The organism is Chitinophaga terrae (ex Kim and Jung 2007) (assembly GCF_900107795.1).
Lineage (GTDB): Bacteria > Bacteroidota > Bacteroidia > Chitinophagales > Chitinophagaceae > Chitinophaga > Chitinophaga terrae.
The window spans coordinates 58,259-83,512 of record NZ_FNRL01000007.1 but is presented as its reverse complement, the minus strand read 5'-3'; the positions used below and the strand labels follow the sequence as shown (position 1 = coordinate 83,512).

The following is a 25,254-nucleotide window of genomic DNA, read 5'->3' as shown; positions in this document are numbered from 1 at the left end:
TTTTTATTTGTATTTTGGCAGCCGTAAACCAAGAATATGGATTCTATATATCACACGATCACCCTGCGTTTCCTGGCCGAACCTTCCGACGTTAATTTCGGAGGTAAAGTACATGGAGGGTCTGTAATGAAATGGATAGACCAGGCAGGCTATACCTGCGCCGCCAACTGGAGCGGGCAATATGCGGTCACTGTTTACGTAGGCGGCATCAGGTTCTTTAAGCCAATTTCCATCGGCGACCTGGTAGAGATCAACGCCAAGATCATTTATACCGGTAAAACAAGCATGCATATTTCTATAGATGTATTTGCGGGAAACCCGAGGCAGCAACAGAAATCGAAAACCACTCACTGCGTGATGGTATTCGCGGCAGTAGATGATACCGGGAAACCCATCCCTGTACCTAAGTGGCAACCACAAACCGCCAATGAGATCAACCTGGAACAATACGCTAAAAAACTGATGGACCTCCGTAAAGACATCGACGAAGAGATGAAACCATACCTCTAGCGGTTTCACGCAGAGGTTTCACGCAAAGGGGCATAAGGAGCAAAGCGCGCAAAGATTTTTGGATCGAAGCGGATTTTAAGAGGCAAAGGCGATATTTGGACCGAAGCGGAAAATAAGAAAGCAAAGGCAGTGATGATGGTGTTACATAACTCAATCTCCACTCCCTTTGCTTTCTTATTTCCCTTAATAAAAATCCTTTGCGCGCTTTGCTCCTTATGCCCCTTTGCGTGAAACCTCTACGTGAAATTAACTCGTTTGGAATTGCATGTCGCTCAGCATGCGGTACATGCCTTCCAGTTCGACCAGTTCTCCGTGGGTGCCTTCTTCTATGATATGGCCTTTATCGAGGACGATGATCTTATCGGCTTCGCGGATGGTGGAAAGGCGGTGCGCGATCACGATGGATGTTCTGCCTTCCATGAGTTTGTCCAGCGCTTCCTGCACGAGGCGTTCTGATTCGGCGTCGAGGGCTGATGTGGCTTCGTCGAGGATGAGGATGCGCGGATTCTTAAGTACCGCCCGTGCAATAGCGATACGTTGGCGTTGCCCTCCTGATAGCTGGACGCCACGCTCGCCCACGATCGTATTCATACCATCGGGGAAACGTTGAATGAATTCCCATGCGTTGGCCTGCCGGGCAGCCGCTTCCAGCTCTTCCGGCGTGGCGCCGGGTTTTCCGTAGGCAATATTTTCGGCGATGGTACCGCCAAAGAGAAATACGTCCTGTGGTACGATGGCCAGTTGTGAACGAAGTTGGGAAAGTGGAATGGCATTGCCGGGTTTTCCATCGAAGTAAATGCCGCCGCTAACGGGATCATATATACGAAGCAGCAGGGAAACGATCGTACTTTTACCGCCGCCGCTGGGGCCAACCAGGGCCACTTTCTGATCAGGGTAAATATCGAATGAGATCTTGTCGAGGATGGTAAGATCAGGACGGGTTGGATAGAAGAACGTAACCTCTTTGAAACTTACCTGCCCTTCTACCCTGTTTTCAGGCGCAATATCCTCAAATGGTGCGATGTCTTCTGCCGGTTCGTCCAGGATCTCCAACAGGTGTTCAGTGGCGCCAATGCTTTTCTGCAAATTGGTATATACCTCTGCCAGCCCGGCTATAGACCCGCCGATAAAAACGGAATACAGTACGAAGGAAAGCAAATGACTGGTAGGCATCCCGATGGCCACCCCACGCCAAATGACAGAGACAAGGGCGCCAAAAATACCAAGAATTATAAAGGAAGAAAAAGCACCTCTGAAACGGCCTCCTTTCATGCCTATACGGGCCGCCTCGTTGGTTCGTTGCTGGTACCTGTTTATTTCATAATATTCATTGGCAAAAGCCTTCACATTGAATATGCCTTGCAGGGTCTCTTCTACCACGGTATTGGCTTTGGCCACCTGTTCCTGCACTTCTTTGGAGAACCGGCGGATAAACTTGCCAAATATCACCGCCGCTATCATCATTACCGGCAGTATGGCCAGCATAAAAACGGTCAGTTGCCAGGAGGTGTAAAGCAGGATGGTGATACCTCCGATAATAATGATCATCTGGCGTATAAACTCAGCCAGCGTGGTCGTAAAAGTTTCCTGCAACAGGGAGATATCGGCGGAAATCCGGCTGCTCAGCTCTCCTACCCGCTTCTCCAGGAAAAAACGCATAGGCAGCTTGATCAGGTGACTGTATATGGTTTGTTTAAGGGTAGCCAGTGTTTTTTCGGTAACGTTAACGAATAATACGATCCGGAAAAATGAAAAAACGGCTTGAGCTACCAGTACTAGTACCAGGGCTAAACCAGCCTCATTGGCGTGTTTAAAGAGCGGCTGATCGCTTTGCCCGCCTACCAGCTCGCCCAGCAACCGCGGAAAGGCCAGGCCTGCCAGGCTGGAAACGAACAGGAACATTAGGCCTACAAGGAATTGAGGCCAGTAGGGCTTCACATAGTGGAATAGTCGAAAGGTTTTTTTGAGAGACGACAGCTTGATCGGATGTGCCGCAGGGTTATTATCTTCTTTTCTTTGCATCAGGATATAGTCTTTAATACTAGGGAGACGAACTATATCCAAATATATTTTAAAAAAGGATACCGCCACAGATATAGTAATTTTTACTGATATCAGGGGCGGTATCTTACTTCCAATTAAGGACGTTGTGTTTTGGAGCTATCTCCAGCTCCTGTACCAAACCTGGATGAATCTTCGCCCGGGTTGATTGCACCGGGAGGCATTTGTGCGCCGGGAACTGTATCCTGCTGATCTGTTCCTAGGGTATTATCGGCTGGCACTGAGTCCGTCTGCGGAGTATGGTTTCCATTGCCGCAAGCGGCAAATACCGAGACTACAGACACTGTTAACATTAGAGCGATCAAACGTTTCATGATTTTACAGTTTAAGGGTGAAAAATCTAAAGGTGATAGGTCTTATCCCTCTAAACTGCGGGCTCGCTTAACGTATAGTATCTGGTTTTGTCTTGGTTGTATCAACCGGGATAACACTGGTGCTATCTACTTTGGGCATGCTAACTGCAGCCGAATCCGCTTCCTGGCTGGCTTGCTTGGAACCGCTGCAGGAGAAGAGGAAGAGGCTCAGAATTCCTGCTAAGCAAATTACGATGCAGGACTTGTAGAAAAAGGGTTTCATCAATTAACTATATTTAAGGTCAGACATATTCAATTAACTTCATCTATCCCATCGCTCATTCTCTCTCACACTTTTTTTGTGAAGGAAAGAATTGTGCCAACACGTACATTTGTATAGAAATTATTTTGCGCTCATGAAGGAAGCTTTGCAGATAATAGAAGATGACCAGTTGCTGAAAGTGTTGATAGCTTTGGTAATGGGAGCATTACTGGGAATCGAACGTGAGTATAAACGCAAAGCGGCGGGAATGCGGACCATGACCCTCATTTGTATGAGCAGCGCGGTTTTTACCATTCTCAGCGCCAAGCTGGGCTTCCCCGGGTCGCCTGATCGCGTGGCCTCCAACATTCTCACAGGTGTGGGATTTATCGGGGCCGGCGTGATTTTCAAGAACGACTATACGATAGACGGGATCACTACCGCCGCCTCTATCTGGATTGCGGCAGCCATTGGGATGGCAATAGGTATGAGCAATTACTTCCTGGCGGCAACCGCCCTGGCTGGCTCGCTGATCGTACTGGTCATTCTTGAATACGTGGAGAAGCAGATTTCGCAGGTCAATGATAAACGCCTCTACACCGTTTTCTTTTATGAAGAAAAAGCTCCACATCTTGATGTCGAAAAGCTACTACAACAATTCCAGCTTAAGTACAGGAGAATTCTCATGGTACGCAAGGAAAAGATGATAGAAGTGAATTATGAAGTCCGGGGACCGAAGGCGAAAATGGAACAGCTGGATGAATTTCTTCTGAACAACAATAATGTATTCCAATACCAGGTGCACGCTAACCCATTGTAATCAGTCACCTTTTTAACCAGGAAAAATGCCATCATACGCAGATCTGCCTCTGCACTATGGCCAGGTACCTGCCTGGCTTTACAAGCGAATGAGTCTTTTGGGCGGCGCAATCGTAGAGGCCATTGTAACCGATTACGGGAAGAACGAAGTGATAAAGCGGTTGAGTGACCCTTGTTGGTTCCAGGCGCTTGGCTGTGTACTGGGAATGGACTGGCACTCGTCAGGCATCACCACCAGCGTTATGGGCGCGCTGAAAAAGGCCATCAACCCTCATTCCAGGGAACTGGGGATTTATATTTGCGGAGGAAAGGGCAAGTATAGCAAACAAACCCCGGCCGAACTGCGCGCCATTGCCGATAAAACAGGCCTGCCCGGCGAACAGTTGGTCTATAGCAGCAAAGTGACCGCTAAAGTCGATAACACGGCTATACAAGACGGTTTCCAGCTATATCTCCACTCTTTCATCTTGTCGGATGACGGAGAATGGGCCGTTGTGCAACAGGGAATGAACGATGCCAATGGCCTGGCCCGCCGCTACCACTGGCATTCAAAATCTTTCGAATCATATACCCAATCCCCCCATACTTTTATCTACGGTAAAAACCAGGGATTGATACTCAACCTGACAGATAAGGCGGCCGACCCGACCCAGCACGGGATACTGAACCTGACGGGCGAAAAACCGGCGCATCTCCTCCAGGAGATCAAACTGATCATGCCCTCCCACCATGATGTGCGGGCGGAAGATGTGAACCTGAAACGCCTGGGCAGCGTGCTGGCGCTGGCGTACGACACCAAACCGGCCGACTTCGAAGCCCTGCTGATGCTGGAAGGCGTAGGCCCGAGAACATTACAATCGCTAACCCTGGTGAGCGAAGTGATACATGGTACGCCTTCCCGCTTCGAAGACCCGGCCAGGTATTCGTTTGCCCATGGAGGTAAGGACGGTCACCCCTTCCCCGTGCCGCTGAAGATCTACGACAATACCATTCAAACCCTGAAAGAAGCGCTGGATAAAGCAAAAGTCGGCGCCTCAGAAAAGAAGGATGCGATCAGGAAACTTTCACAGCTCTCACAGCAGATCGAAAAAGACTTTGAACCCAATACAAATTTCGACAAAGTAATAGAACGGGAACGACAGGATTCCTGGAAATATGGCGGGCGCACGGTTTTTGGTAAGGCTACTAAACCGGCAGATCCGAAGTCCGGAGAACAGCTAAAATTATTCTGAAATGACTGATTATAATACACTGACAGTTCCCGAAGCAACAGCAATACAAAAAACGCTAAAAGACCAGGTGATTGTTACCCCTTTTACCGGGGACATAAAATTGATCGGCGGCGCCGATATTTCCTTTAATAAGTTCAGTACAACCGTTTACGCCGGGATCGTGCTGCTTACTTTTCCTGACCTGAAACCCGTTGGTTATTCGCTGGTCCGGAAAGAAGTATTGTTCCCTTACGTGCCGGGTTTCCTGGCATTCAGGGAGGTGCCGGCCCTGCTGGAAGCCTGGGAACAGTTACCCGTTAAACCTGATGTATTGGTTGTAGATGGCCATGGCATCGCGCATCCCCGGAAAATGGGTATCGCCAGCCATTTTGGAGTACTGGCCCAACATCCTACCATCGGCAGCGCTAAGAAGAAATTATACGGCAAATATGAAGAACCTGGCCTGCAGCAAAATGAACACACCCTGCTTACCGATAAATTTGATCAGCCCATCGGTACCGTGCTTAGAAGCAAGAAAAATGTAAAGCCCATATTTGTTTCTCCCGGTCACCTGACCGACATCCCAACCAGCCTGCGGATCCTGCAACAGAGTATCAGGAACTACCGCCTGCCGGAACCAACACGGTTGGCGCACAACGCTGTAAACAGCTTCAGGAAAGGGCTGATAAACGAAGGCTATACGAAAGCTGACTAGAATTGTATCCAGGCGATGTTGGCCTTTCTTTCCAGGCCTTTGCGGCTGATAAGAATGGTTGCATACACCTTCGATGAGGCGTCGTAATCGGCTGCTCCCATAAGGCACGCGTACCCTTTCGTGGTTTCAGGCGTTCCGAAAAGGAACAACCTGTCCATTTTACCATTATAGAAACGGTAGCATACAAAATTGGCATCCACCGGGTATTTCAGCGGCTTCCTGGTCCTTTCCGCCCCTCCCGTTTCCAGGTATTGCAGGTAATCGTTGAACAGAACAAACGAAGCGTTGGGGATCTGCACAAAATCGTACGACATATAGGTATTCGTATTCAGGGCGGCTATCTTGTTCCTGAACACCCATTCGCTTTTTACCCTGCGCTGCAACTGGAAAGGTTCGCAAATACCGGTAACTACCTGGTACTTGGAAATGGCCACTGTATTATTTTCCCTGCCACTGCTATCCAGCATGGCAATACCCAGGTCGCCGAAATTTGTGTGGAACTTATTGACCTGGGAGTTTCCCTGCTTAAAGAACGATAGGTTTTCCAGCAGTAACACACTGCTGCCGTCTTCGTTCGTCCGCCAGCGTTGAGGAGTACCTTTAAAAGGCTGCTGGTAGCCCAGGTTGGTTTGGGCGTTCCTGTCCAGTTCCGGGAATACCAGGTTGGCATGTTTGCGAAGCTTGCCTGTGGAAGCGGAGAACTGGAAGATCTCAGAACCGGAATTCCCGTCGGTTTGCTGACCGGGTATATGCAACAACAGCCTAACCTGGTCAAGCGCCGGCAGGTATTGAACGGCGCCGCTTACATTGCCAGGCTCCCTACCGGTATTCAACAGCTGGTGCGAGAAGGTTGCAGAATCCGGCGATAAGACAGAAAAGAGCACCCTGGATACATTGTTGCCTGTTTCTTTCTTTGTATTGAACCCAACAGTAGAAAGGTAGATCCTATCCCCGCTTACTGCCATATTGATATAACTGAAATAGTTATAAGCCGTGTCGGCTAAATAGAACAGTCCTTTATTCAGCACTGCATGTTGCGGACCATAATGGGTAACGGTGATCCGCGTACGAAGACTATCATTTTTTTGTATAGGCGTACCCGTGAATGCAGCAATGGCATAGTGATCACTGCGCGGATCTTTTTCTACAAAGAAATCATGGGAGGCAAGATTGTCATCCACCAGCACACTGCGGTGCTGTACCGACGGCAGTTCGCCCAGCTTATCTTCCTGCTGCAATTTGCCTGAAACAGGGTCCAGTACCAGGCGGTATAACACAGGGAGGTTCTTCACCAGTTGTTGTATAAATATGACCGGCTGTCCGTTGATCTCGAAGATCCCGTCCAGCTCTGAAGATTCCAGGTCATCAGCTTTCCACAACCGGGCTGCAGTCGTATCAACCGCCGTCAGTTCATGCTTCGAATTATACATGGTAACAATTAGTCCGCTCTTCCGGCTGAAATTCAGGTAGCAGGTGTTCCCATTCCTCAGTTGCAGCAGTTTGTCCCATCCATCGTCCGGCACGTTAAAATCAGCGCTTAGTGATACAACAGGTACCTGGCCGGTTGCCGCCGAAAAAACGGCAGATAAAATTGCCAGGAGAAACAAGCATTTTAGATATTTCATCCTATAACTAATTATTAATTTCAAATATATAAAAATATTTTATTATTAATAATAAGAGAATGAGGAGATGATGGCAGGAAGAGATGGAAAATAAAAATGGCCACGTAAGAAATTTATTTATTTTAGCCGCATGAATTGCCTCATCGTAGATGATAATAAACTTGCCCGTACGGCTATGCGACAATTGGCCAGCCATGTATCCTTGCTCCAGGTGGTGGGGGAATGCGGCAGCGCCATGGAAGCCTATAATCTCCTTCAGCAGGAAAAAGTGGACCTCCTGTTACTGGATATAGAGATGCCTGGCATGAGCGGCCTGGAGCTGACCCGTAACCTGGGCAAGAGCAAACCTTTGATCATTTTCACTACGGTAAAAAAGGATTACGCAGTAGAGGCATTTGAACTGAATGTAGTAGATTATCTTATCAAACCAGTTCAGCCGGCCAGGTTCATACAAGCCATAGAAAAGGCAAAGGAGCTTTGCGAGAGCAGCCAGGGCACCGTGCAGATATCAGATGCAGAATTTATTTTCATCCGGGATAACGGCGTGTTAAAACGTATCAGAACGGAAGATATCCTTTACCTGGAAGCCATGGGCGATTATGTGAAACTCCACACCCCTGCCAGGTTCCATGCCATTCACTCCACCCTGAAATCGCTGGAAGAAAAACTACCTTCCTCTAAATTCATGCGGGTACACCGGTCTTATATTGTATCGCTCGACAAAATAGAATCCATAGAAGACGGCACCATCATTATTCAGAAGCATGCCATACCAGTTGCCGACGCCTATCGCAACAGTCTAAACAGCAAACTTAACTTACTATAGTTCGCCGACACTTATTCCCTGTTAACCGACAGCTCTTGCCTGTTGATCCAATTGTCTGCCTACCCGGCTATGCGCTGGCGTACCTTTATATCGTCAAACAATTGATCACTTTTAAAGCAAGAAAATATGAAAAAGTTAAGTTTAGTCCTCGCTGCAGCAATGCTGGTTATGAGTGCATCATCTTTTGCACAAACCACTACTCCTAAAAAAGAAGTAAAAAAAGAAGCAGCGCCTGCGAAGAAAGAAACCGCAGCTAACCAGGAAAAAGCTCCTGCAGCTAAAGCACATGCAAAACATCATCATCACCATGCTGCCAAACCTGCTCCTGCCGCTGCACCTAAAGCAAAATAAATTCTACCACAGGGGTTTTCTGTATTTAGTTTCGATGGGGTTTCTCGTTGAAACTATTTACATTTCCGGTAGTTATTGTAATTTTTCGGCCAATAGCTAATGAATTTATTATAACAGCTGTTGGCCGAAAAATTTAAATCAGGTATCTTAATACTGGCTTTCCTATATCCACGCATCTTACGTATTAAACTGTCATGCAGCCTAAACGAATCAAATATTACCTACTCGGACTGTTCATCTTCGGAATGATTTTATTTATTGTATTGCAGTTTAATTCTTCCAACAACATCCGTAAACTGATCCGGGGTAACGAACAACTGCTGCAGGAGCTGAATGTGAAGAACGAGTTGCAGAAGCTGCAAACGAATATGGCAAAAACCGACAGTAAGGTCAGAGGAGCTGTTATCTCGCAGGACACTGTTCACATAATAGGAATTGAAGCGGAAGTAGCGATCATTAAAGCCGACCTGAAAGAGATCAACAGGATACTAAGGAACGACAGTACCGAACGCCTGTTAACCCAACTGAACTACCTCGTCGAAGAAAAAAATTCTTTCAACCTCATGGTATTGGACACTTTCTACAGCGATGGCAAAAGCGCTGCAGAAAAAATGATCAATAACCAGAAAGGAAAACGCTTAGGCGAAGCCATCACCAATATACTGCACCAACTCGACTCTACCAGGCAGTCGGAGGTCAACAGGGCCACCAACCTGATAGACAGCAGCGGGCACCGGGCGCTCAGGTGGGGCACTACCCTGGTGTTCTTTGCCTGTCTTACCAGCATCCTGGCCTTCCTTTATATAATCAGCCGCATTCATAAACAGGAACAACTAATTGAAGCGTTGGACGAATCGCAGCGCAAGGAGAAAAAACTGGGAGCCGTTAAAGAACAATTCCTGGCTAATATGAGCCATGAGATCCGCACCCCCATGAACGCCGTGCTGGGCTTTACTCACCTGTTAAAGACCCAACCGCTGAACGAACAATCCAAGGAATACGTAAGCGCAATAGAAACCGCCGGCAACAACCTGCTGGATATCATTAACGACATCCTCGACCTGTCGAAGATCGAATCGGGTATGATGCGTATAGAGCCGGTATCCTTCAGCCTGCGGAGCGTGCTCCATAGCGTTAATACTTTGTTCAGGCCCAAGGCGATGGAAAAAGACCTGCAACTGAGTGTAACAGTTGACGAGAGCATTCCGGATATCCTCTACGGCGATCCTGTACGCCTCACCCAGGTGTTGGTGAACCTGACCAGCAACGCCATCAAGTTCACTGATAAAGGCAGCGTTACCATCCATGTGGAAAAAGTATGGGAACAGGACCAGGCATTACGTTTACTCTTTACCGTTATAGATACGGGTATTGGTATTGACCCGGCTAAGCAACAAAGCATCTTCGACCGGTTCAACCAGCTGGAAAGCGCCGCCACCCGTAAGTTTGGCGGTACAGGCCTGGGCCTTACCATCGTGAAGCAACTGATTGAATTGCAGAACGGCTTCATTTCCGTGGAAAGTGCGCCCGGAGAAGGCGCTACATTTAAGGTAGAACTCCCATACACCCTGGGAGATTCCATCTCCGAAGATCAGCAAAACTACCTGGCGGAGGGAGAAATACTGCCTGCCCATCCCGATGTCAGGATATTGGTTGCTGAAGATAACAAGATGAACCAGAACCTGCTGAAACACCTGTTGCATAACTGGCAACTGCAGTACAAGATCGTTAACAACGGCCACGAGGTATTGCAGTCGCTGGATAAACAGCATTTCGACCTGGTGCTGCTCGACATACAAATGCCGGAAATGGATGGCTATTCTACCATACAGCGCATCCGCAATGACCTTAAGTCAACCATTCCTGTTATCGCTATGACTGCCCACGCCATGACAGGTGAAAGGGAAAAGTGTTTGCAAATGGGAATGAGCGAGTATATTGCCAAGCCTATCAATGAAACGGAACTTTTCAGGCTGATACAATTGTATACCGGCAAGTTGCCGGCCAGGGACCATGTCAACGGTTCGCATTTACCCGCTGAAGCGGCGCCTTTGCAGGTCATCAATATGCAGTATTTGCAGCAGTTATCTAACGGTAATGAAACCTTTGTCAGGACGATGCTTGAACAGTTTGTAACCCAGCTGCCAGAAGAGCTGTCGGCCTTAAAGAATGCGATTGCTTCAGAAAATATCAGCGGCATCAGGGCTGCGGCGCATACCCTAAAAACCACCGTCGCATTTATTGGATTGGAAGAGCATTTATACCCCTTGTTAGATCTGTTGGAAAGCCTGCAGGAAAATAGTTATCATCCACAAATTGTTGCCGCACAGTTCAATACACTAAAGCAGCTGAGCATACAGGCTGTTCAGGAAGCTATTCATTTACTGCTTTAACGTACTTGCATTACCGTGCATTTTACCATATTCAACGACAGTATTGCCGGATTCACCGAAACATCTCTCCTATCCCTCCTCTCCTGCCTTAATTTTACTTCAACAACAAAAACAATATTCTTTAATAATCATTTAAAAAGACAATCATCATGAAAAAAAGCCTGATCGCCGCTGTAGTATTAATGAGCATTTCTGCTGCTTCTTTCGCTCAAGCTCCAGCTGAAAAACCAGCTAAGAAAGAAAAAGCAAAAACTGAAGCTAAAGCTCCTGCTAAACATGCTTCCGACACTGCTAAGAAAGCTGAAAAACCAGCTCCTAAGAAGAAAGCGGCTTAATACAAAACACTATAACGTTTTGAGTTTATTGGATCCCGACATAACCTGCCGGGATCTTTTCATTTAGCATCCACTTCAATAATCAATAAAGGGTTGAACTGTTTAAAGGTTCGGCCCTTTTTTGTTGATTAAGACTTATAAAATATTGATTTTACGATAGGGAGATAGCAACGTTTTAACGCAGCAATTAAGTTAATAAGAAACATAGCAAACCTGTTGAAGAATTGGGTAGCCGTATCAACCTTTGCCAATATGCACATCAAAGAAAAAGGGCTAAACAAGCAATTGTTTAGCCCTTTGAAATTATATTGTAAACCGGTGATTACTTCTGTAATGCGTCCAGTTTCTTTTTCATTTCTTCTACTTTAGCATTGTTATTTTTGATCGCATAGATCTTTTGCAATGCGTAAAGGCAGCTTTCGTAAGTCTGTTTGTCGCTCGCTTCCAGGTTACCTTTGGAAGAGAAGCCGGCATCAGCTTTTTCGAAGTAAGGCAATGCCTGGTTCATCAGACCTTCTACTTTGGTTTGCAGTTCTTTTGCTTTAGGAGAAGTTTGTTGTTTGCTGTCCAGTGCATTCAGTTCTTTGTTGAAGACAACAGCTCTGTTGAAGTACAAAGCGCCTAACTGGAAGTTAGCAGTAGCGTCGTTTGGATTTAATTCCAATGCTTTTTTGTAAGCTGCTTCTGCTTTACCCATCAGCTCTTCGTAGTTAGCCGGTTTAGGTGCGTCGTTGCCTTTTTCGTCGCGTGGGTTAGCGATGTTATCAACACGGATGGCGTAATCCAACACCATTGCTTCATCGTTAGGGTTTTCTGCCATTTTCTTTTCCAGCATAGACAGTAATTCGTTGGTTTTACCGGTTTTGCTGTAGTAAGCCAGTTCCATGTCGTTGAAGCGTTTATCTTTAGGGAAGATGGTTTTAGCTTCTTCAATAGTTTTCAGCCAGTTAGCCTGATCACCTTTTTCTTCGTACAGTTGGCCTAACAGTACATATAATGCAGGTTCACCTTTGAATTGCAGATCAGCTGCTTTTTTCAGGTAAGTGAATGCATCATCTTTTTTACCAGCCTGGCTGGCAGCATAACCAACATAGAAGGTCAATGCAGTATCGGTAGGAATAGTACCGCCCAGGTTCTTGCTGTTGTAGAAGTCGGCTACTTCAAAAGCGTCTTTGAAGTTGATGAGAGAAGAATCCCATTTCTGTTCGTTCAGGTTAGCGTAACCAACGTTAGCAATCGTAGCGTAAACATTGAACAAAGGCCGGTTCATTTCCAGCACGGCTTCCTTCATTTTCGGATCCAGCTCCAAAGCTTTTTTAAATGATGCAAAAGCTTCTCTTGCGAGTGCACCACTTTTTTGTTTAGTGCCCATTGCTTCAAGGATCTTACCATTTACCAACCAGGTTTTCGCGTCGTTCTTGGTTTTATCGTTCTGCAATGCGGCATCAATGTCTGCTTTTGCTTTTTCCAGGTCTTCCTTCTTCAGGTTCTCATCAGCACTAGCAACTTTTGCGCGTTGTGCCATTGCTGTTGTTGCGGCCGTGCAAAAGAGAAGAGATACCAATAAATGTTTCATGCTTTTGATTTTTTTGCTAATTACAATTGAAGTAACGTCTCCGCTACTTTAGTTCGATTTGATGCTCTGATAATGGATATACAATCAGGATTTATGTTACCACTAAAGCCGACTGTACTTTTTTTATCAAGGATCCGGGAGCTATGCCTTGGAAACAACTGCTCCCGGAAAAATTGCTGATTATTCTGCTGGAGTTTCTTCACCGTCGGAAGATTCAGTGCCCGGTGTTTCTGGCGTTTCCGGAGAATCTGAGGAGGCAGATTGATCTGCTTCTACTCCTTCAACTTCCTGGTTTTCATCTTCTTCCTGTTCATCAAGACGTGCTACAGCTGCTATTTCATCATTACCATCGAGACGGATCAACCTTACTCCCTGGGTTGCGCGGCCAGCTTCCCTGATATCTGCTACCGCCATCCGGATAGTGATACCGGATTTACAAGTGATCATCAGGTCCTGGCTTTCGGTTACATCCAGTATGCCTATCAAGTTACCGGTTTTTTCCGTAATATTTATAGTTTTTACACCTTTACCGCCACGGTTAGTGATACGGTACTCTTCGATGTTGGTACGTTTACCGTATCCTTTCTCAGAAACTACCAGGATTGTTTTCTGGTTGTCCTCTTTCTCAACACAAACCATACCAACTACCTCATCGTTCTCGCTATCCACTTCGATACCGCGTACGCCGATGGCGCCACGACCGGTATCACGAACGGTAGATTCAGGGAACCTGATAGCGCGTCCGCTCTGGATAGCCATCATGATCTCGCTGTCGCCTGTTGTCAGCCGGGCTTCCAGCAGCTGATCCCCTTCGTTGACAGTAATAGCGTTCACCCCGTTCTGGCGAGGGCGGGAGAATTCTTCCAGCAATGTTTTCTTGATAATACCTTTCTTGGTACACAGCACAATATAATGGCTGTTGATAAAGTCTTTATCCTGGAGGTCTTTAATATCGATGATCGCACGGATCTTATCATCGGTCGGCAACTGGATCATGTTCTGGATGGCACGTCCTTTACCGCCTTTTTCTCCATCCGGGATTTCGTATACTTTCAGCCAGTAACAGCGTCCTTTCTCTGTGAAGAACAGCATGGTATGGTGAGTAGAGGCGACAAAGAGATGTTCGATATAATCTTCATCCCTCGTTCTACCGCCGATAGCACCGCGGCCGCCGCGTTTCTGCTGGCGGTAATCGTAAGCCGAGGTACGTTTGATATATCCCAGGTGAGAAATGGTGATCACCACGTCTTCTTCTGCGATAATATCTTCAATCCTCATTTCGCTGGCCAGGTACTGGATCTCTGTTTTACGCTCGTCTCCGAATTTCTTCTTCACTTCTTCCAGCTCTTCACGTATGATCTTCATACGCAGGCCTTCATCGCTTAATACATCTTTCAGGTAAGCGATGAGCTTCATGATATCGTCATACTCTGCACGGATCTTATCGCGCTCCATGCCTGTTAAACGTTGTAAACGAAGTTCGAGGATGGCTTTGGCCTGGATCTCGGAGAGCCCAAATTCAGTCATGAGGCCATCTTTCGCTATTTCAGGAGTAGCAGCCGCGCGGATCAGGGCAATTACCTGGTCCAGGTGATCCAGTGCGATCAGGTAACCGGCAAGGATATGCGCTTTTTCTTCTGCTTTGCGTAATTCGTAGGTTGTTCTTCTCACTACCACCTCGTGGCGGAAGTCGATGAACTCTGCGATCATCTCTTTCAGGTTCAGGATACGCGGACGGCCTTTAACCAGGGCCACGTTGTTGATACCGTAAGAGGTCTGCAGTTCTGAATATTTAAATAACTGGTTGATGATCACGTTGGAGATCGCCTCTTTTTTGAGGTCGATCACCAGGCGCATACCTTCCCTGTCGCTTTCGTCGCGTACATCGGAGATGCCTTCAATGATCTTATCGCTTACCAGTTGTGCGATTTTCTGGTGTAAGACTGCTTTATTGATCTGGTAAGGCAGTTCGTAGATGATCAGTTTTTCTCTGCCGTTTTTGGCGGTTTCGGAGGTTACTTTACCTCTTACCACTACCCTTCCTCTACCGGTTTCGAAACCTTGTTTCACTCCTTCAAAACCGTAGATCACGCCACCTGTAGGGAAATCCGGCGCTTTTACGTGTTTGATGAGTTCTTCAACGGTAATGTCCCTGTTTTCGATATAGGCAATTGCTCCATCCACTACTTCGCCGAGGTTGTGCGGCATAATGTTGGTGGCCATCCCTACTGCGATACCAGACGCACCGTTAACCAGGAGGTTAGGAATACGTGTTGGCAGTACTGTTGGTTCTTCCAGGGTATCGTCGAAGTTGTTGGTGAAATCAACCGTTTCTTTGTCGATATCTTCCAGCATCGCTTCAGCGATCTTCTGTAAACGGATCTCGGTGTAACGCATAGCCGCCGGCATGTCTCCATCCACCGAACCGAAGTTACCCTGACCGTCTACCATCGGATAACGCATGCTCCAGGGCTGCGCTAAACGTACAATGGTGTCATAAATAGAAGCATCACCATGCGGGTGATATTTACCCATTACCTCACCAACCACACGCGCAGATTTTTTGTAAGGCTTGTTGCTGTGGTTGCCCAGTTCATTCATTCCGAATAAAACCCGGCGATGCACAGGTTTCAAACCATCCCTAACATCGGGTAATGCACGACCGACAATTACCGACATGGAATAGTCGATATAGGCGGTTTTCATTTGCTCCTCAATGTTGATCTGGACAATTCTCCCTTCCTGATGATTTTCCGTATGCTCTGTCATTTTGTGTATTGATTTACAATTTTTTCTGTTGAAAACAGATAAAGGCAAATATAGCCATTTCAGCCCTTATTTTGAGCTAAAAAACGTTAAATGTGAATAAAAAACGCCATAGGGATAATGCTTTATATAGCAAGATGGATATATGATTCTTTTCCCCTATGGAAGACAACTATTTACAATCTCCCTTGTTATCTTCAAAGGCGATCCTATTTCGGTTAAAAGTCTATATATTAACGACAGTTAATATATTTCTTAAATCGATATTGGCAAAGTATTTGTACTTAACCCACTGAAAATCAACACTTCGAATCAACGGAAAACATATATATAATATCTTAAAATCCGAATTCATACGTAATTCGAACATTAATATCAAAAGAGCTGTTATTCCCCTGATTCTTAATCACTTTTCTAAACAGACTATGAAGAACATACTGTTGTTTGGCGCCGGCAAATCGGCCACCAGTCTTATCGATTATCTGCTAACCAATGCCCCCAGGCAAAAGTGGCATCTGACCGTGGCAGATCATGATCTGGCGCTGATAAAATCTAAAATTGGAAAATCTTATTACGCCACCGCCTCAGACCTAGATATTAAAGATCAGGACGCAAGACAACAACTCATCCGGGATACAGACCTGGTTATTTCATTATTACCTCCACCTCTTCATATTTTCGTTGCCAAAGACTGCATTCAGTATAAAAAGAATTTACTCACTGCTTCCTATATCGACCCGGAAGTAAAGAAACTGGAGAAAGAGATCAACGACGCCGGCATACTGTTCCTGTACGAAATGGGCCTCGACCCCGGGATCGATCATATGTCGGCCATGAAGCTGATACATTCAATCGAGAAGAAAGGAGGACAGATATTTTCTTTCAAGTCCTACTGCGGCGGCCTGATCTCGCCCGACCATGCCGATAACCCGTGGCAGTACAAAGTTTCCTGGAACGCCCGTAATATAGTGCTGGCCGGCAGCTCAGGAGCGGTTTACAAAGAGAAAGGAAAAGTAAAGGAAGTAGCTTATGATCAACTGTTTGATCACAGCAAAACCATCCTCATACCTGGAATAGGCAAACTGGCTTACTATCCGAACCGCGATTCCCTCACCTATATGGAGGCCTACGAGCTGCAGGACCTGGCAACGTTTATGCGCGCAACCCTCAGGTTCCCGGATTTTTGCGAAGGTTGGAATGCGCTGGTGAAACTGGGACTCACAGACGATGTCAAACAATTCGAAACAAATGAGCTGACCTACAACAATTGGGCTAGCCAGCATGTTGATGTAAAAGATAACGCAACGGAAGAGAATATAGCGCAGTTCCTGGGTGTCAGCAGTAAATCAAAAGTGATAAGGCAACTAAAATTTCTTGGCCTTTTCAATACAGAAATCATAAATTTAGGTAGGCAAACCAATGCAGGGATCCTGCAATACCTGGTCGAGAATAAACTGAAGATGGAGCCGGCAGACAAAGACATGGTAGTGATGGTGCATGAGCTGGAGTTTGAGCGGCGGAATATGGCTACCAGGATGCATAGTTATATGATCGTACAGGGAGAAGATAACGTTCACACAGCGATGGCTAAAACAGTTGGATTACCCCTAGGCATAATGGCCAAATTATTACTCCAGGAAAAAATTTCATTAACAGGACTACATATACCCATTCTTCCAGAGATCTATAACCCGGTACTGAAAGAATTAGAGGAATTTGATATCAGCTTTGAAGAAAGCTTTGAATAAAGATATTTTTTCCTATGGTGGACTCTATGGTAGAAGGATTTGTGCAACCTCCCCGGCCCCGGGGAGGTTTTTTGTTAAAGCAAGATACTCAGCAGTTCTTCCACGCCTGCGGTGGCAGGCTTTTCTATCCGGTGAACATTCTGCCTGCCGATCAGCGGGATCTTCCTGTCGATCACATATACAGGAACTGTTTCAGATACATATTCCAGCAGGCTGGCCGCAGGATAAACCTGCAGAGAGGTTCCCACTACTACGAACACATCGGCCTGCAACACTTCTTTCAATGCCGGTTCTATCATCGGCACGGCTTCGCCAAACCATACAATATGCGGTCTTAGCTGCCCGCCGTCTGCCGCCAGGTCGCCCATCCTGATGTCATCGTAAACATCATAGATCAGCGACTCATTTGTACAGCTTCTCATTTTGAAGATCTGCCCGTGCAGGTGCATTACAGATGTAGAACCTCCGCGTTCATGCAGGTCGTCGATGTTCTGCGTAATGATCTGCACATCGTATTTCTCTTCCAGCTTTGCCAGGCCAATATGCGCAGCATTAGGCACAGCAGCCTTTACATCACGGCGTCGTGAATTATAGAAATCCTGTACCAGCGCCGGGTTCTTCTGCCAGCCCTGGGGACTGGCCACTTCATACACGTCGTACCCTTCCCAGAGGCCATCGGTATCCCTGAACGTCCGGAGCCCGCTTTCTGCACTGATGCCGGCCCCGGTCAGCACCACCAATTTTGGTTTCATGAAAATTCGTTTATAGGTTAACGTTACTGATGGCTGGCAACCTGTTTTCTCAGGCGCCTGTTCTTCCTCCATCTTCTTACAAAAATAAAAATAATTACGGCAACAATAATAAAAGGCCAGGCAGCAATAAGTCCTAATACTGTTGCCACTATCGCATCCCATCCGTCTTTCACGGAATCCCAGGCTTGTGAAGCAAAACCAGGCCGTCTCAATGATGAGTTCTTCATCACCTGCCAGTAGTTGATGGTCAGCGTACTGTAAGCCACCTGGTCATCGATCTGTTTCATATTGGTTTTGGCTGCTTCTATCACGGCTCTAACCTGGCTCAGTTTCTCTTCTATTTCAAGCATATCGCCTACTGTACCCGCTTTTTGCAATAGCTGCAGGTAGCGCTGCTCCAGCGCCTGCTGGGTACGCATCCTGGCGTCCATGTCTATGTATTGCTTTGTAACATCTTCTGTGTTCACTGTTTTTTCGTTGAACACACCGGCTATCCCTTCCAGGGCGTTGAGAGCGGAATCCAGTTTATTGGCCGGCACTTTGGCGGTTGTTTCACTCCGCCAGGAGTATTCTCCCTTATCCTGTTTTTCATTCGTGACCTGGCCTCCATATTTCTTTATAACATCGTTTACGGCTACACGACATTTATTGAAAGCATCCGTTTCGAACGATACATTCGCGGTTTGTATTACCTTGGAGGCAATAGCCGGGGCAATATCGTCGCTTTGGGCAGCTACTCTTTCTTCTTCCCTCGGGGCAGGCATGGCTATTTCTTTCGCTGTCATTTCCGGTTTGGGCGTACTCTTCATACAGGCGGGAAAAAGGAAGAGCATACAGATAAGATAGGTCCTGGTATTCATGGTTTAACTTTTCTTCAGGATGAATAAAACAATAAAATTCCACAAAAAAGGCATTCCTTTTTCAAGAAATGCCTTTTAATATAATAATGATCTGGCTATTTCATGCCTCCCATTTCCATTATTACCTCGAATTCTTCCGGGGTAACGGAGCAAACAGAGAGCCTGCCCTGGCGGATAAGAGATAAGTTAGCCAGTTTTTTTTCTGCTTTCATCTGGGCAAGCGTCACAGGCTTTTTAAATGCTTTGAGCGGCTTCAGGTCTACCACCACCCAGTTTGGGTCGGGTGTGGTGGGGTCCTGGTAGCTTTCCTTGGCAACAGTTGCCAGGCCTACGATTTCAAGACCTTCATTGCTGTGATAAAAAAATACCTGGTCGCCTTTTTTCATCGCTTTCAGGTTGTTCCGTGCCTGGTAATTTCGTACGCCATCCCAGAATGTTTTCTTGTCTTTCACAAACTGTTCCCAGGAGTATTTGAAGGGCTCTGACTTCACCAACCAGTAGTTCATAATTTTATGAGATTAGGTAGATAGAATAAAGGATTACCAACCGCTTGCCAGTACATCTGCAATGTGCATCACCTTTACATTGCTGTTATGTTTACGGATATAGCCATCCAGGTGCATCAGGCAGGAAAGGTCGGTAGAAATGAGGTATTCGGCGCCGCTATTGGCAGCGTTATGCACCTTCTGTTCGCCCATGTTCACCGAGATCGGCTCAAATTTTACGGCAAAGGTACCGCCAAACCCGCAGCATACTTCGCTGTCGTTCATCTCCCTGAGCTCCAGTCCTTTTACTTTTTCCAGCAATTTACGAGGACCTGTTTTAATACCACATTCTCTCAATGCGCCGCAGGCGTCGTGATAGGTACCAATTCCATTGAGCGTGGCTCCTACGTCTGTTACATGCAGGACATCGGTAAGGAATTCTGTGAATTCAAACAGGTTTTTCCTTAACAGTTTCACTTCGTTGTGTACAGCGGAATTATCGAACAATTTGCCATAGTAGTTCCTTACAAATCCTGTACAAGAGCCGCTTGGAGCAACGATATAATCATATGTTTTAAAGTCCTTGATAAACTTGGTGGCAACAGTTCTGCATTCGTCCTGGTAGCCTGCGTTGTAGGCGGGTTGTCCGCAGCAGGTCTGTTCCGCGTTATACATCACGTTGCATCCCAGTTTTTCCAGGACCTTTACCATATTAAAGGCGGTTTCCGGGAAGAACTGATCTACGAAACACGGTATAAATAACTGTACATTCATCTTGCTTCCTTTTTATAGCTGCATTATTTTCCGGCCAGCTGACGTTGCAGTGCAATCATCTTCAGTGCGGTGATAGCGGCTTCCTCGCCTTTATGACCATGTGCGCCGCCTAACCTGTCCAGCGCCTGTTTTTCGTTGTCTACTGTCAGAATTCCAAATATAACAGGAACGGGTAATTGAAGGTTCAATTGAAGGATGCCTTCTGTTACGGCTTTACATACATAGTCGAAATGCGGCGTTTCGCCACGGATCACGCAACCGAAAGCAATAATAGCGCCAGGTTGCTTTCCGGTACCTGCTGTTGCTTCCCAATACTGTTTGCAGGCATAGGGCAATTCGAAGGCGCCGGGAACCACGATCTTTTCTGATCTTGAAACTTTGTACTGGGTGAGCGCTCTTTCGCAGCCGGCTACCAGTTCATTTACGATGGTATCGTTCCATTCGGTATACACCATAACAACACTGGCATCCTCTAAATTGAGAATGCCAGCGTCGTTAAGTAAGCTTTTATTATAATCGGACATAAAAACCAATTTAGTAAACGTAACGTTGAGTGTTACATCTATTAATTTCTTACTTCTTAATTTGTTACTTCACCCAGTCTTGCCAGGTATTTATCCATTTCCAGACCTTCTTTGGATTTAGGAAATTTCTCTTTGATCTCTTTATAGATAGCGATAGCTTCCTGGCCTTTACCTGCTTTTTCCAGTGCCAAACCGGCGCGGAATAAGTAGATAGGTGCAGTCAGTTCATTATCGTTATAGTGACCTGCTTTTTTATAAGCTTCGATACCATCAGCGGTTTTGTTCAATTCCATGTATGCATCTCCCATCAGGCCATAGGCGGTAGGCTGGAGGATGAGGTCATTGGAACTGAAAGATTTCAGCATATCGATCCCTTTCTGGTATTCGCCCAGGTGAATGTAGCATACGCCTGCGCTGTATTTAGCGAGGTTACCGGCTTTGGTATTACCATACTTATTAATAACCTGCAGGAAGCCATAATTATTACCGTCACCGTTCAGCGCCAGTTTAAATGAATCTACTGCAAAGTAGTTCTGAGCATGGAAGATCATTTCCTGTGCTTTGGTTTCATTAGGCTGTTTTACGAAACGGTTATAGCCGAAGTAACCACCCACTACTACTACTGCAGCCACTACGCCGATGGTGATTTTCTTCTTGTACCTGTCAAAGAAGTCTTCAACCCGGTGCATGGACGTCTCTAAATCAAAATCAGTTTTTGCAGGTTGAGGTGTTGTGGCTTTATCTTTTGTTGCTGCCATTTTTAAGGTGTAATTATGATTTGCTTGGTTATTTAATAGGTATTTATCGCCTCACATTCCTGTTAACACTTAGCCTTTAATAAAGGCAATGGTTAGATTGTCTTTATTAAAGGCTAAAAATTAACGGTTAAATACGTTTAGTCAACGATGAAAGGATAATCTGCCTGTGTATAAACATCTTTCAGCAGTTCGCTGTCATCTGGCCAAGGAGATTCTTCTGCAAAGGTCACGCAGTCTTCTACTTCTTTCTTAACGCGTTCGTTGATTGCTTCGATCTCAGCTTCAGTAGCCCATTTGTTTTTCTGGATCACTTTCAGCACCTGGTTGATCGGGTCTTTCTCCTTGTATTCTTCTAATTCTTCTTTAGTACGGTATTTAGCCGGATCACTCATGGAGTGGCCGCGGTAACGGTAAGTTTTGATCTCCAAAAGGGTTGGACCACCTTTTTCACGGGCACGGGTCACTGCTCTTCCCACTCCTTCTGCAACAGCTTCGCAACTCATACCGTCGACAGTGTCGGCAGGCATTTCATATGCGTCTGCAAGTTTGTAGATATCCAATACGTTGGAAGTACGTTCTACTGAAGTACCCATCGCATACATATTGTTTTCGCAAATGAAGATAACAGGAAGCTTCCAGGTCATTGCCATGTTGAAGGTTTCGTGGAGGATACCCTGGCGCGCAGCTCCATCACCGAAGAAACAAAGCACTACGTTGTCTGTTCCCAGGTATTGTTCTGCAAATGCCAGTCCGGCGCCGGTACCAATCTGCGCTCCCACGATGCCATGACCACCGAAAAATCCGTGTTCCTTAGAGAAAAAGTGCATACTGCCTCCCTTTCCTTTCGAACAACCAGTTGCCTTTCCATAGAGTTCTGCCATACATTCTTTAGCGGAAAGCCCTTTTGCGATTGCCAAACCGTGATCACGGTATGCAGTGATGAATTTGTCCGCCGGTTTCGTAGCCGTCATGCAACCTGCAGCAATTGCTTCCTGCCCGATATACAAGTGGCAAAAACCACGGATTTTTTGCATCCCATACAATTGGCCTGTCTTTTCTTCAAAGCGGCGCAGCAAAAGCATCAATTCATACCAGTACAGATATGTCTCTTTGGTGAATTTCGTCTTCACGTCTGTTTTAGTTTGCACTCTTTTCTAAATTTGTTCGCAAATATAACAGGAAAATCGTAAAATGTAAATATCAATTCTAATTAGCATTAAATTATACAAATTCATCAATTTCAGGGAGTTTTGCATTTAATTGCATAAAAATCCCGGAGAGTGTCGGAGTGGCGCGGATCTTTGCAACTTATAAAGTGCAATATTTTCGCATATTTTTTATTACGCATAATTTTTTTCTTTGCTTTATATTAATAATATATCACTGGTCCAGTTCAAAAATTACCAGCAATCGACCTTCGAATTCAACAACCGCATAGTTGGCATCACCGGCCCCAATGGCGTCGGAAAAACCAACCTGCTGGACGCGATATACTATCTCTGCTTCACCAAAAGCTATTTTACCAGCAACGAAACCCAGAACACCCAATATAACACCAACGGGTTCAGACTCACCGGCGACTTCCTCAAAAACGGCCATACCGATAAAGTGATCGTTATGGTCAAAGACGGGAAAAAGGAGATCAGCCTGAACGACGAGAAATACGACAGGTTTTCACGCCACCTGGGCCAGTTCCCAGCCGTGATGATCGCCCCCGACGACGCTGAAATCATCCTCGGAGGCAGCGAAGACCGCCGCAAATGGCTGGACAGCCTCCTGTCCCAGATCTATCCCGAATACCTCGATCACCTGATCATTTATCAGAAGATCTTATTACAAAGGAATACACTCCTGAAAAATATGGCCGACAGCCCGAACGCCGACCAGCTGCTCGATATTTTCGACCTGCAACTGGTCATGCACGGACAACCGGTTCACGACCTCCGGAAGTCGTTCCTCGCCTCCTTCGTTCCGAAGGTTCAGCAACTATACGACTACATCGCCGGCACACACGAAACTGTCAATATCCAGTACGTCAGCACTTTAACAGAAGCCTCGTTCTCCGACCAGCTAAACTCCGCCCGGTTCAAAGACATGCAGGTACAACGCACCACCACCGGTATTCATCGCGACGACCTGCTTTTCCTGCTGAACGAGCACCCAATGAAGGCCAGCGCCTCCCAGGGACAACGGAAAAGCTTCCTCTTCGCTTTGAAACTCGCACAATTCGAGGTCCTGAAAGTCCTCAAACACCTGCCTCCCCTCCTCCTGCTCGACGACGTATTCGAAAAGCTCGACCAGGAAAGGATCTCCCGGCTTATCAAATTAGTGGCCGCCGACAGCTACGGCCAGGTCTTCATTACAGACACCCACGCAGAGCGCCTGCAGCAAGCCTTTCAAAATATTTCTTCCAGTATCCAGCTACTTGCTATCTGATGGTTTCACGCAAAGGAGCGGAGATTATGTTATAGTTTCCCGCAAAGCTGCAAAGAAGCAAAGCAGCAAAGGAGTTTTGGATCGGAGCGAAGATTTTGGCACGCGGAGACGCAAAGGAATTTTTAGATCGAAGCGAATTTTAAGACCGCAAAGGAGCGGAGATTATGTTATTGCTTTGCTTTTCTTATTTTCCTTAAAAAAACTTTGCTGCTTTGCTTCTTTGCAGCTTTGCAGGAAACTATAACACAATCTCCGCTCCTTTGCGGTCTTAAAATTCGCTTCGATCTAAAAATTCCTTTGCGTCTCCGCGTGCCACCGTCCCTTGCCGCTTTGCGGGAAAAACTCTAATTTCGCAGTAAATTCAACTCATGCGCCACGGAACCACAAGTATTGGAGATGCACTTCGGGAATTTATGGATAAAAGCCGGATGAAACCCCGTCTTACCGAAGTACGCATCCAGGAAAACTGGGAGCAGCTCATGGGCAAAACAATAGCCCGCTATACACAAAGTGTACAACTGATAGATGGCAAATTGATCGTAACTACAACCGTTGCCCCCTTAAAACAGGAATTGAATTATTCGAAAGAGAAGATCATCAAACTGGTGAACGAAATGCTCGGAGAAACAGCAGTAAGGGAAGTGATGATCAAGTAACAACTTATTTATTGTATGCAAACTGGTTGATCAGTTTGTTCACGTCGGAGATCTTTAACGTAGTTTCTACATTGACAATAACAAAATCCTGGCTATCCCGGATCAGCATTACTACGTTGCCTAATTCATCTTCATTTTCGCTTTTATTCAGCACTTCAATAACACTTTCCTTGTCTCTAACCTCCATGAGCATATCAAAATGATCGTTCCTGGTTAAAGTGTTCTTCAGGTCGGCGATATCCATTGGATCTATGACAGCGCCGTTCTTGTTGGATATGGTATAGATCTTTGCCCTGTGCACCCGGTTCAGGGTATGCTTCAATGCTGCCGCGTCTTTATCATCTCCTTCGATATTGATACAGAAACCAGCCAGTTTCATAGTAAATCCGCTCAGGTTGATGGAATGTACCTCGGCGCTGCCCTGGTATTTGTTTTTAAATGCCCTGATAGACCTGGTTTGCGCCTGTGCGGTTGCGAGGGCCAGCAAACAGCCTGCTGTCAATAATAATTTTTTCATA

25 protein-coding genes are annotated in these 25,254 nt (G+C 46.2%); 11 read left to right on the top strand and 14 right to left on the bottom strand.

Annotated elements, in window-relative coordinates; all coding sequences use genetic code 11:
• Positions 1–36 precede the first annotated feature (36 nt).
• Positions 37–510 carry an acyl-CoA thioesterase gene (locus tag BLV62_RS09460; protein WP_089761023.1) on the top strand — a complete coding sequence of 158 codons (474 nt, stop codon included), beginning with the start codon at positions 37–39 and terminating at the stop codon, positions 508–510.
• A gap of 246 nt (positions 511–756) precedes the next feature.
• Here BLV62_RS09460 and BLV62_RS09455 read toward each other — a convergent pair whose 3' ends face one another.
• From BLV62_RS09455 to BLV62_RS28535, 3 genes are all read right to left on the bottom strand, one after another.
• A complete protein-coding gene (locus tag BLV62_RS09455) occupies positions 757–2,532 on the bottom strand; it encodes an ABC transporter ATP-binding protein (protein WP_211117820.1) in 1,776 nt (591 codons plus the stop codon).
• Between the two features lie 116 nt (positions 2,533–2,648).
• Entirely contained in the window at positions 2,649–2,885 is a 237-nt protein-coding gene (locus tag BLV62_RS09450; RefSeq protein ID WP_089761021.1) for a hypothetical protein, read from the bottom strand.
• 67 nt (positions 2,886–2,952) lie between these two features.
• Positions 2,953–3,147, bottom strand: a complete 195-nt coding sequence (locus BLV62_RS28535) for a hypothetical protein (protein WP_089761019.1) — start codon at positions 3,145–3,147, stop codon at positions 2,953–2,955.
• 133 nt (positions 3,148–3,280) lie between these two features.
• On the opposite strand from BLV62_RS28535, the gene BLV62_RS09440 reads away from it, so the two are divergent.
• Genes BLV62_RS09440 through nfi form a run of 3 tightly spaced genes read left to right on the top strand, consistent with a single transcriptional unit; the run spans position 3,281 to position 5,871 of the window.
• A complete protein-coding gene (locus BLV62_RS09440) occupies positions 3,281–3,946 on the top strand; it encodes an MgtC/SapB family protein (protein WP_089761017.1) in 666 nt (221 codons plus the stop codon).
• A 25-nt stretch (positions 3,947–3,971) separates the two neighbouring features.
• Positions 3,972–5,177 (top strand): DUF763 domain-containing protein, encoded by a 1,206-nt coding sequence (locus tag BLV62_RS09435; protein WP_089761016.1) that lies wholly within the window; start codon positions 3,972–3,974, stop codon positions 5,175–5,177.
• A 1-nt stretch (position 5,178) separates the two neighbouring features.
• Entirely contained in the window at positions 5,179–5,871 is a 693-nt protein-coding gene (nfi, locus tag BLV62_RS09430) for a deoxyribonuclease V (RefSeq protein ID WP_089761014.1), read from the top strand.
• Here the strand turns inward: nfi and BLV62_RS09425 are convergent.
• The gene (locus BLV62_RS09425; protein ID WP_089761012.1) at positions 5,868–7,496 is read right to left on the bottom strand and encodes a hypothetical protein; all 1,629 of its coding nucleotides are present in this window, start codon (positions 7,494–7,496) and stop codon (positions 5,868–5,870) included. The genes nfi and BLV62_RS09425 overlap by 4 nt on opposite strands.
• Before the next feature lie 130 nt (positions 7,497–7,626).
• On the opposite strand from BLV62_RS09425, the gene BLV62_RS09420 reads away from it, so the two are divergent.
• The 4 genes from BLV62_RS09420 (at position 7,627) to BLV62_RS09405 (ending at position 11,401) form a co-directional block, all read left to right on the top strand.
• On the top strand, positions 7,627–8,322 hold the full coding sequence (locus BLV62_RS09420; RefSeq protein ID WP_089761010.1) for a LytR/AlgR family response regulator transcription factor: 696 nt from the start codon (positions 7,627–7,629) through the stop codon (positions 8,320–8,322).
• A 126-nt stretch (positions 8,323–8,448) separates the two neighbouring features.
• Entirely contained in the window at positions 8,449–8,673 is a 225-nt protein-coding gene (locus tag BLV62_RS09415; protein WP_089761009.1) for a hypothetical protein, read from the top strand.
• A gap of 194 nt (positions 8,674–8,867) precedes the next feature.
• Positions 8,868–11,066, top strand: coding sequence for a hybrid sensor histidine kinase/response regulator (locus tag BLV62_RS09410; protein ID WP_089761007.1), 2,199 nt, complete (start codon positions 8,868–8,870; stop codon positions 11,064–11,066).
• Positions 11,067–11,215: 149 nt separating this feature from the next.
• Positions 11,216–11,401: a hypothetical protein gene (locus BLV62_RS09405; protein ID WP_089761006.1), complete on the top strand. Its 186-nt coding sequence runs from the start codon at positions 11,216–11,218 to the stop codon at positions 11,399–11,401.
• Between the two features lie 322 nt (positions 11,402–11,723).
• Here the strand turns inward: BLV62_RS09405 and BLV62_RS09400 are convergent, their stop codons facing one another.
• On the bottom strand, positions 11,724–12,977 hold the full coding sequence (locus tag BLV62_RS09400) for a tetratricopeptide repeat protein (RefSeq protein WP_139170047.1): 1,254 nt from the start codon (positions 12,975–12,977) through the stop codon (positions 11,724–11,726).
• 180 nt (positions 12,978–13,157) lie between these two features.
• Positions 13,158–15,746: a DNA gyrase subunit A gene (gene gyrA, locus BLV62_RS09395; RefSeq protein ID WP_089761001.1), complete on the bottom strand. Its 2,589-nt coding sequence runs from the start codon at positions 15,744–15,746 to the stop codon at positions 13,158–13,160.
• A 422-nt stretch (positions 15,747–16,168) separates the two neighbouring features.
• Here gyrA and BLV62_RS09390 point away from each other — a divergent pair, with 422 nt between their 5' ends.
• Positions 16,169–17,491 (top strand): saccharopine dehydrogenase C-terminal domain-containing protein, encoded by a 1,323-nt coding sequence (locus BLV62_RS09390; protein ID WP_089761000.1) that lies wholly within the window; start codon positions 16,169–16,171, stop codon positions 17,489–17,491.
• Between the two features lie 74 nt (positions 17,492–17,565).
• Here the strand turns inward: BLV62_RS09390 and BLV62_RS09385 are convergent, their stop codons facing one another.
• From BLV62_RS09385 to pdhA, 7 genes are all read right to left on the bottom strand, one after another.
• The gene (locus BLV62_RS09385) at positions 17,566–18,243 is read right to left on the bottom strand and encodes an SIR2 family NAD-dependent protein deacylase (RefSeq protein WP_089760998.1); all 678 of its coding nucleotides are present in this window, start codon (positions 18,241–18,243) and stop codon (positions 17,566–17,568) included.
• Positions 18,244–18,266: 23 nt separating this feature from the next.
• Positions 18,267–19,103: a DUF4349 domain-containing protein gene (locus BLV62_RS09380; RefSeq protein WP_089760997.1), complete on the bottom strand. Its 837-nt coding sequence runs from the start codon at positions 19,101–19,103 to the stop codon at positions 18,267–18,269.
• A gap of 95 nt (positions 19,104–19,198) precedes the next feature.
• Entirely contained in the window at positions 19,199–19,609 is a 411-nt protein-coding gene (locus BLV62_RS09375) for an EVE domain-containing protein (RefSeq protein WP_089760995.1), read from the bottom strand.
• A 33-nt stretch (positions 19,610–19,642) separates the two neighbouring features.
• Positions 19,643–20,362, bottom strand: coding sequence for a (Fe-S)-binding protein (locus tag BLV62_RS09370; RefSeq protein WP_089760994.1), 720 nt, complete (start codon positions 20,360–20,362; stop codon positions 19,643–19,645).
• 23 nt (positions 20,363–20,385) lie between these two features.
• On the bottom strand, positions 20,386–20,886 hold the full coding sequence (gene ribH, locus BLV62_RS09365; RefSeq protein ID WP_089760992.1) for a 6,7-dimethyl-8-ribityllumazine synthase: 501 nt from the start codon (positions 20,884–20,886) through the stop codon (positions 20,386–20,388).
• A gap of 56 nt (positions 20,887–20,942) precedes the next feature.
• Positions 20,943–21,644: a tetratricopeptide repeat protein gene (locus BLV62_RS09360; RefSeq protein ID WP_089760990.1), complete on the bottom strand. Its 702-nt coding sequence runs from the start codon at positions 21,642–21,644 to the stop codon at positions 20,943–20,945.
• Between the two features lie 137 nt (positions 21,645–21,781).
• The gene (gene pdhA / locus BLV62_RS09355; protein WP_089761270.1) at positions 21,782–22,774 is read right to left on the bottom strand and encodes a pyruvate dehydrogenase (acetyl-transferring) E1 component subunit alpha; all 993 of its coding nucleotides are present in this window, start codon (positions 22,772–22,774) and stop codon (positions 21,782–21,784) included.
• 229 nt (positions 22,775–23,003) lie between these two features.
• Between pdhA and recF the strand changes: the two genes are divergently transcribed.
• On the top strand, positions 23,004–24,080 hold the full coding sequence (gene recF, locus BLV62_RS09350) for a DNA replication/repair protein RecF (protein WP_089760988.1): 1,077 nt from the start codon (positions 23,004–23,006) through the stop codon (positions 24,078–24,080).
• A gap of 368 nt (positions 24,081–24,448) precedes the next feature.
• Positions 24,449–24,736, top strand: coding sequence for a DciA family protein (locus BLV62_RS09345; RefSeq protein WP_089760985.1), 288 nt, complete (start codon positions 24,449–24,451; stop codon positions 24,734–24,736).
• A 4-nt stretch (positions 24,737–24,740) separates the two neighbouring features.
• Here the strand turns inward: BLV62_RS09345 and BLV62_RS09340 are convergent, their stop codons facing one another.
• Positions 24,741–25,253: a DUF4252 domain-containing protein gene (locus BLV62_RS09340; RefSeq protein WP_168927879.1), complete on the bottom strand. Its 513-nt coding sequence runs from the start codon at positions 25,251–25,253 to the stop codon at positions 24,741–24,743.
• Between the last annotated feature and the right edge of the window lies 1 nt (position 25,254).

Coding starts and splice junctions, on each gene's coding strand:
- BLV62_RS09385 (WP_089760998.1), bottom strand. CDS start 18,243: ATGAAACCAAAATTGGTGGTGCTGACCGGGGCCGGCATCAGTGCAGAA.
- BLV62_RS09415 (WP_089761009.1), top strand. CDS start 8,449: ATGAAAAAGTTAAGTTTAGTCCTCGCTGCAGCAATGCTGGTTATGAGT.
- BLV62_RS28535 (WP_089761019.1), bottom strand. CDS start 3,147: ATGAAACCCTTTTTCTACAAGTCCTGCATCGTAATTTGCTTAGCAGGA.
- BLV62_RS09460 (WP_089761023.1), top strand. CDS start 37: ATGGATTCTATATATCACACGATCACCCTGCGTTTCCTGGCCGAACCT.
- BLV62_RS09360 (WP_089760990.1), bottom strand. CDS start 21,644: ATGGCAGCAACAAAAGATAAAGCCACAACACCTCAACCTGCAAAAACT.
- BLV62_RS09435 (WP_089761016.1), top strand. CDS start 3,972: ATGCCATCATACGCAGATCTGCCTCTGCACTATGGCCAGGTACCTGCC.
- BLV62_RS09380 (WP_089760997.1), bottom strand. CDS start 19,103: ATGAATACCAGGACCTATCTTATCTGTATGCTCTTCCTTTTTCCCGCC.
- BLV62_RS09345 (WP_089760985.1), top strand. CDS start 24,449: ATGCGCCACGGAACCACAAGTATTGGAGATGCACTTCGGGAATTTATG.
- ribH (WP_089760992.1), bottom strand. CDS start 20,886: ATGTCCGATTATAATAAAAGCTTACTTAACGACGCTGGCATTCTCAAT.
- BLV62_RS09390 (WP_089761000.1), top strand. CDS start 16,169: ATGAAGAACATACTGTTGTTTGGCGCCGGCAAATCGGCCACCAGTCTT.
- BLV62_RS09375 (WP_089760995.1), bottom strand. CDS start 19,609: ATGAACTACTGGTTGGTGAAGTCAGAGCCCTTCAAATACTCCTGGGAA.
- BLV62_RS09370 (WP_089760994.1), bottom strand. CDS start 20,362: ATGAATGTACAGTTATTTATACCGTGTTTCGTAGATCAGTTCTTCCCG.
- BLV62_RS09420 (WP_089761010.1), top strand. CDS start 7,627: ATGAATTGCCTCATCGTAGATGATAATAAACTTGCCCGTACGGCTATG.
- gyrA (WP_089761001.1), bottom strand. CDS start 15,746: ATGACAGAGCATACGGAAAATCATCAGGAAGGGAGAATTGTCCAGATC.
- nfi (WP_089761014.1), top strand. CDS start 5,179: ATGACTGATTATAATACACTGACAGTTCCCGAAGCAACAGCAATACAA.
- BLV62_RS09400 (WP_139170047.1), bottom strand. CDS start 12,977: ATGAAACATTTATTGGTATCTCTTCTCTTTTGCACGGCCGCAACAACA.
- BLV62_RS09440 (WP_089761017.1), top strand. CDS start 3,281: ATGAAGGAAGCTTTGCAGATAATAGAAGATGACCAGTTGCTGAAAGTG.
- BLV62_RS09450 (WP_089761021.1), bottom strand. CDS start 2,885: ATGAAACGTTTGATCGCTCTAATGTTAACAGTGTCTGTAGTCTCGGTA.
- BLV62_RS09455 (WP_211117820.1), bottom strand. CDS start 2,532: ATGCAAAGAAAAGAAGATAATAACCCTGCGGCACATCCGATCAAGCTG.
- BLV62_RS09410 (WP_089761007.1), top strand. CDS start 8,868: ATGCAGCCTAAACGAATCAAATATTACCTACTCGGACTGTTCATCTTC.
- BLV62_RS09425 (WP_089761012.1), bottom strand. CDS start 7,496: ATGAAATATCTAAAATGCTTGTTTCTCCTGGCAATTTTATCTGCCGTT.
- BLV62_RS09405 (WP_089761006.1), top strand. CDS start 11,216: ATGAAAAAAAGCCTGATCGCCGCTGTAGTATTAATGAGCATTTCTGCT.
- BLV62_RS09340 (WP_168927879.1), bottom strand. CDS start 25,253: ATGAAAAAATTATTATTGACAGCAGGCTGTTTGCTGGCCCTCGCAACC.